This is a genomic window from Pseudoalteromonas sp. SR45-4, from assembly GCF_014163535.1.
In the GTDB taxonomy this organism is placed as follows: Bacteria; Pseudomonadota; Gammaproteobacteria; order Enterobacterales; family Alteromonadaceae; genus Pseudoalteromonas; species Pseudoalteromonas nigrifaciens.
In genome coordinates this window covers 1-3,338 of the sequence record NZ_JACJDO010000081.1, presented here as the reverse complement: position 1 = coordinate 3,338, position 3,338 = coordinate 1, and the positions used below count along the sequence as shown (strand labels likewise).

Genomic DNA, 3,338 nt, shown 5'->3' with positions numbered 1-3,338 from the left:
TGCATTTATTTAAAACGTTGCCGAATCGAGATGTGGGTGATGATGATTTTACCGACCTAATGCCGTGGAATGTGCAGCTAGACTTCGATTATAGCTAAGCGCACTGCTTAAATGCGCGCTTACGATTATTCTAGTGCGGTATAATGGTTCAGACTCATGACAAATTATACTAACTTTTACAGACAGGAACTCTGATGTTTTTAGACCTACTTTTTACTTTTTTCATTTCATTCGCAATTTTATTTCTAATGCGTAAAGTTGCGCGTAAAGTAGGCCTCGTCGATAAGCCGTCTGGTCGTAAACTACATTCAGGAAATATTCCATTGGTGGGTGGTATTGCTATATGTATTACTATTGTAAATTATATTTACTCGCATCCAGATATGATTAATCATGCTAATTTATATATGCTTTGTATATGTGGGCTTACTGCTGTTGGAGCATTGGACGATCGCTTTGATTTAAGTGTTAAAATACGTATGTTAGTACAAGCACTAATATCAGTAGCTATGATTTATTTTGCTAACGCAGAAATGCATAGCTTAGGAAATCTGTTAGGCTTTGCTGTTATTGAGCTAGGTATGTTTGGTGGATTAGTCACGGTGTTTGCTGTAATAGGCTGTATTAATGCCTTTAATATGGTTGATGGTATTGATGGCTTATTAGGTGGCCTATCTATAGTCACATTTGGCAGTGTAGGTATATTGTTATCGCTTTCGGGCGAGCAAAGCTTAAGTTACTTATGTTTATTATTAGTTGTTTGTATGATCCCTTATATTTTAATGAACTTAGGTTTAGTCGGCCATAAACGAAAAGTATTTATGGGCGACGCAGGTAGTATGATGATAGGCTTTACTGTTATTTGGTTGCTAATAGGTGCAAGTCAGGCAGAAGGTAACCCAATGATTCGCCCTGTAACAGCTTTATGGCTTATTGCAGTGCCACTAATGGACATGGTTTCAATAATGATACGCAGAGTTAAACAAGGTAAATCACCTTTTAAACCTGACCGTGATCATTTACATCATATTTGTCAGCGTCTAGGTTTATCGTCATTACAAACCTTAGCCTTAATATGTTTTATTGCCTCAGTGTTTGCAGTCATTGGCATATTAGGCGAGATATTTTTATTACCAGAATACATCATGTTTTATGGTTTTATAGTAGTTTTTGTTGGCTACTTAATAATTTTAGTTAATCACTGTAAAGTTATTAACTTTTTTAGATGTAAACTAGGTTTACCAGAGAAAAATTATTCATAAAACCTAAAATATATGTTTTTCATAAATTAGATTTAGATATAGCACCGAGTTCAATTTGAGCTTGGTGCTTTTTAGTTTCATATGCACTGTTTATTTAAAGCACTGCTTAATAGCTTAAATATATTCAGCTTAGATATATTTCTTAGCTGGTAATTTATAAAAATATTAAAACGATTAATTAAATTAAAGGACTATCTGTGAAAGCTGTTATCCCTGTTGCCGGTTTGGGCACGCGTATGTTACCTATGACCAAAGCCATTCCTAAAGAAATGCTACCCTTGGTTGATAAACCCCTTATTCAATATATAGTAAATGAGTGTGTTGCTGCGGGCATTAAAGAAATTGTATTAGTAACGCATAGCTCTAAAAATGCGATTGAAAACCATTTTGATACCAGCTTTGAACTAGAAGCTACATTAGAGAAACGCGTTAAGCGTGTTTTACTTGATGAAGTACGCTCTATTTGTCCTCCTGATGTAACCATTATGCATGTACGCCAAGGTGAAGCTAAAGGCTTAGGTCATGCTGTATTGTGCGCAAAGCCTATTATTGGTGATGACGATTTTGTAGTGGTATTACCTGATGTAATTCTCGATGCCTATACTGCAAATCAAAAAACTGAAAATTTAGCAGCAATGATTGACCGCTTTAACCAAACGCAAGCCAGCCAAATTATGCTAGAGCCCGTAGCACTTGAAGACGTGAGCAAGTACGGTATTGCGGATATTAGTGGTGTGCAGTTAAATCCAGGTGAAAGCGCAGCAATTAAAACTATGGTTGAAAAACCAGCTGTTGATATTGCACCATCAAACTTAGCAGTCGTTGGCCGTTATGTATTAAGTAAAAACATTTGGCCTTTACTTGCTAAAACATCAGTTGGCGCTGGTGGGGAAATACAGCTAACTGATGCGATTGATGCGTTAATGGAAAGCGAAACCGCGGAAGCATTTCATATGAGTGGTCGCTCACATGACTGTGGCGATAAACTCGGTTACTTAAAAGCCATTGTTGAATACAGCTTACGCCATGAAACGTTAGGTGAAGAATTTACAAAACATTTAAAAGCGCTAGTAAATTAGTTTTTACATAGCCCATATTATTTTATTTTTAAGTAAAATAATCAGCGTATTCAGCGAGCCATTTTACTGTAAATATCATACCAGTTAGCTTTACAGCCGACTGATATGATATTTAATTTATTGCCAAAACTTAACCTGCAAGGGTAAATAGCCGTTTACCATCGGTAGTTGTTACTACGTTGGAACAACAAAACTCTCAGATTCATCGTTATCTAAATCAATAAACGCAATAGGCTGGTCACTTTGTATTGTGTTGGCGTAATTTTTAATAAACGGCACAACATATAACTGATTAAACCTATCGTCACACATAAACTCAGTAGGGTTTGTGCTTGTTAACTTATACTCATCTGTCATACTGTGCTGTAGTAATAGCGGATTTTTTTCAGGCTTTTTAAGCCCACATTCTAATTGGCCTAATGCGCTACCCCCCCAGTTGCCGCTAAACGGTATAGGTGCTGAAACAAGCTCAATGTTCACATCGTTAGCAATAATGTTATGCCTGCGACAATAGTCTAGTTGACGATTTATTACAGACTGCATTAATTCATTTACTGTATACGTTTGCGTGTCGGCCCAATCAAAACGACGTATCCCAAACTTATAAATAACCTCTCTCGTATTCGCTGTTGTAACAACGCCGCTCCATACATAAAAAATAATGTGCGTATGCGTAAAAGGGCCATATGTATCCTCGCTTTTTCGCTGTTTTTCACCTAACGGCAGTAACAGCGTAGGCTGGTCGACACCAGGGTAATTTGAAAAATTCCTTACATAGTCAGTTTCCCCATTTGTGTATGTAATGCCTGTATGGATACGTTGCTTGCCTGTACTTTCTTTTTCGCCGCGTTCTACCTGCACCGCCTTTATAGGTAAGCGCGCAATTAAACCCACATACCAATATTAATGCTACCTATGCATAATTTACTCAGCATATTAACCTGAGGTAATTATGAATAAACAGCAAAAAATAAAACACTGGCAAGGCATTTTTGAG

The 3,338-nt window shown here is 36.9% G+C and carries 3 protein-coding genes; 2 read left to right on the top strand and 1 reads right to left on the bottom strand.

The genetic code is table 11. The annotated features are described in order from the left end of the window. The first annotated feature begins 194 nt into the window (after window positions 1–194). Together wecA and galU are read left to right on the top strand one after the other, a co-directional pair. Complete coding sequence (wecA, locus tag H5058_RS17970; protein WP_182679355.1) at window positions 195–1,262, top strand: UDP-N-acetylglucosamine--undecaprenyl-phosphate N-acetylglucosaminephosphotransferase; 1,068 nt, start codon at window positions 195–197, stop codon at window positions 1,260–1,262. A gap of 197 nt (window positions 1,263–1,459) precedes the next feature. After that, window positions 1,460–2,341, top strand: a complete 882-nt coding sequence (galU, locus tag H5058_RS17965; protein WP_182679353.1) for a UTP--glucose-1-phosphate uridylyltransferase GalU — start codon at window positions 1,460–1,462, stop codon at window positions 2,339–2,341. Between the two features lie 174 nt (window positions 2,342–2,515). Here galU and H5058_RS17960 read toward each other — a convergent pair whose 3' ends face one another. After that, window positions 2,516–3,235: a hypothetical protein gene (locus tag H5058_RS17960; RefSeq protein ID WP_182679351.1), complete on the bottom strand. Its 720-nt coding sequence runs from the start codon at window positions 3,233–3,235 to the stop codon at window positions 2,516–2,518. Window positions 3,236–3,338 lie beyond the last annotated feature (103 nt).

What these genes read in the sequence shown, in the direction of transcription:
- wecA (WP_182679355.1), top strand. Translation starts at nt 195, where the DNA reads ATGTTTTTAGACCTACTTTTTACTTTTTTCATTTCATTCGCAATTTTA.